The 2,908-nt window shown below is 39.9% G+C and carries 2 protein-coding genes; both read right to left on the reverse strand.

The features are described from left to right. Positions 1–2,459 (reverse strand): LamG domain-containing protein (locus LBV24_RS14940; protein WP_317196185.1); only part of this gene is annotated, 2,459 nt, incomplete at its 3' end. A 266-nt stretch (positions 2,460–2,725) separates the two neighbouring features. After that, positions 2,726–2,899 carry a T9SS type A sorting domain-containing protein gene (locus LBV24_RS15330; RefSeq protein ID WP_224479465.1) on the reverse strand — a complete coding sequence of 58 codons (174 nt, stop codon included), beginning with the start codon at positions 2,897–2,899 and terminating at the stop codon, positions 2,726–2,728. Between the last annotated feature and the right edge of the window lie 9 nt (positions 2,900–2,908).

Genomic DNA, 2,908 nt, shown 5'->3' on the forward strand with positions numbered 1-2,908 from the left:
TTGCCGTATAGCCACGTGGACTCGCTGCTCCAGTCACCGTCAGCTACCGTCTCGTAAGGCATAGGTGCAGTCTGGTCCTGTAACGTGTTTATGTTCATCAGCGTAAGCTCGTAGTCGTTGCTAGAATAGTCCGCCGTTGTGTTGTTCTTTATATCGGTCATGGAATAGTACGCTAAAAGGCTGGACCAAGACACCTTCTGTGCCGTGTCCCTGTCCTCAATAGGCTTCGGGATAACCGTACCACCTACGAAACCTCCGTCGTTCGTTATCTCCTGGTAGACCATCTGCTGTACCTGGTCAATGCTCAGTGCTGTGTCAAAGACCCTGATCTCGTCGATGTCTCCCTTGAAATGCTCGCGCGCAGACAAATCCGTAGAGCGCCTGCCCACCTCAAAGCTGCCGTTCCAGTCCGAAGAAGGCGATACCGTCCTGCCAACGAGGGAAGGCTCCAGTACATAGCCCTCGAGCTTGCCGTCAACATAGACCATAAGCTCACCAGTAGAGCTAGAGAAAACACCAGCGATATGGTGCCATTCGTTAAAATCGACGTTGATGCCAGTGGCAAGGTGAGTCGTGCCCGAACTGCTCCTGATGCCGAACATCAGCTTGTTGCACTCGGTCACAAAGAGCCTGCAACCGTCGTCCTCGCCCATAAGCGTCGTGGAACCTGTAGAATTACCAGAGTCTATCTTGATCCAGGACATCATCGTAAGCTCGCCCGCACCGTCCAAAAGACTGTCACCGTACAAATAATCGTCGATACCGTCGAAGTCCAGGGTTGATGTGTAAGCTGGATTAATATCAAATAAATCTCTATAATCAAGATCGCCGCCTGAACTTTTGTCTAAATCAGAATCGGGCAAAATCGATGAGTTCGGGTTGTTGATCTCGTCATTGACATCCAACGGGTCGTTGATGTTACTACCTTCAAAAATATCATCTAAACCATCATTGTCTGAATCAATCCCAGAAAGTATATTTGACATACCATTTTCCTGTATGTCTGGTATCCCATCATTATCCGAATCTGAATCAACATAATCGAAGATTCCATCCCAGTCCGTATCAACAATTCTTAAGTCAGTACCATAATTATCATCAACACCATCTTGATCTAAATCCGTGATTGTAATACCTAAGCCACTTGGTGCTTTATAAATCGCTGTTTGTTGTAATTCTATATTATCTGGAATACCATCATCGTCTGAATCTAAGTCTAAAAAATTATAATTTCCGGTTCCATCTGAATTTAAAGGTATATTACCAGTCAATGCACTAGAAGGTATCCCTAAAGTCGTAGGAGTAGATCCTGGTTTACCATCTGCTTTACCATCCTTTATAAATGTTGAGGCCGGAGAAATTTTATCAATTCCTCCAGATTCAGACACATCCATAATACCATCATTGTCACTATCTAGATCAAAATGGTTCGAAATTCCATCAGAATCAAAATCTAATATTGCGCATATTCCTTCAGAATTTAATGTACAAAAATCAGAATCTTTATAATTTGGCAAACCATCCACATCGTGATCACCCGATGCATCTAATCCATTTGATTCATCTATGTCCTTAATACCATCATTATCATCATCCAAATCATCAACATCACTAAAACCATCACCATCATTGTCCGGTAACGTTAAAATAAACATTTTACCATCACCGTTATCTACTGTTGATGCAGTTAATGTAGCTTTTGTAATTAACGATCCCGTTGGTGCTATATCATCTAGGTAAAAAACGGCAATACCTAGAGTCCCGGCATTTCTTACTACTCGATCACTTAACCAATAATCAGAACCTGCGGGAGGTGGGTTTAAAGATCCTGGAGTCCCAATGTTTCCATAACTACCAGTTCCCCCAAATCCCCATTGGGTACCAGCATTATTAACAAATGTTTCACCTAACGATTGCTCTGGTCCACCATCTTCAGGTATTCCAAAAAATTCTATATGATAACAATTATTGGCATTCTGTTCGGTTACGGCAATTACTCCACTTGAGCTTGCTACAATTCCTCCATCATATGTCAAAGTGAAACGTTGGGAAGTCGTTGCTTCTTCAGCTGTATAGTTATCACAAATATTCTGACCATTTCCATTAGCTTCAAAGTAATAATTTAAATTTTTGGATTGGAATGCATCCAATGCTGTCGTATTCCATGATGCACTTGCACTTGTTGTTTCTACATAAGATCCATTTTTAGAAATATTATTTGTGGCATGACCATTAGGTCCAAGTTGTGTTAATTCGTATCCTGTTGGCGCACCAAATGAAAAATATACATTTCCATTAACAGTGATACTCTCTATAGTAGCAGGTTGTGTGTAGGTAGTCTGATTATCACTCCATTGAAAAGTAACACCAGATTGTATACTATTTGCATTTGTTTGAGAATAGGTGATACTATTTATTAGAACAAACAAAATACCAATAACAAGTATTTTTAACTTCATAATTAATTACATAAGTAGATTCATAGGTAATTTTTAGACACTAAAACTACAAACGAGTCACATTTTCTAACAAACTAAAAAAGTTCCTATATCAATGGATTCTCATGTTTTGAGGGAAGAAATACTTCTTAATACAAAATAAGTCTTATGCAATTCTACATTTTATTTAAATCAAAAGCAAGCTAAAATTGTACTTTTTTCCGATAAAATGTTATTTATCGTCGATTAAATGCAATATATCAGTACTAAAAAAATAATATATAAGGTTAATTTAAAACTATCTTTTTTGAAAATATCGCATTATTTTCTGTCACCAACTGAACAATATATGTACCCGTTGTCAGACCCTGTAGGTCGTACTCCGTGTAGGACCCTGGGTATGCGTTGCCGTTCTGGTACACCCTCTGGCCGAGTATGTTGGTCACGCTGATCTGGGCTATGCCAACGCC

The sequence above is a fragment of the Winogradskyella vincentii genome (genome assembly GCF_020166345.1).
GTDB classification, from domain to species: Bacteria; Bacteroidota; Bacteroidia; order Flavobacteriales; family Flavobacteriaceae; genus Winogradskyella; species Winogradskyella vincentii.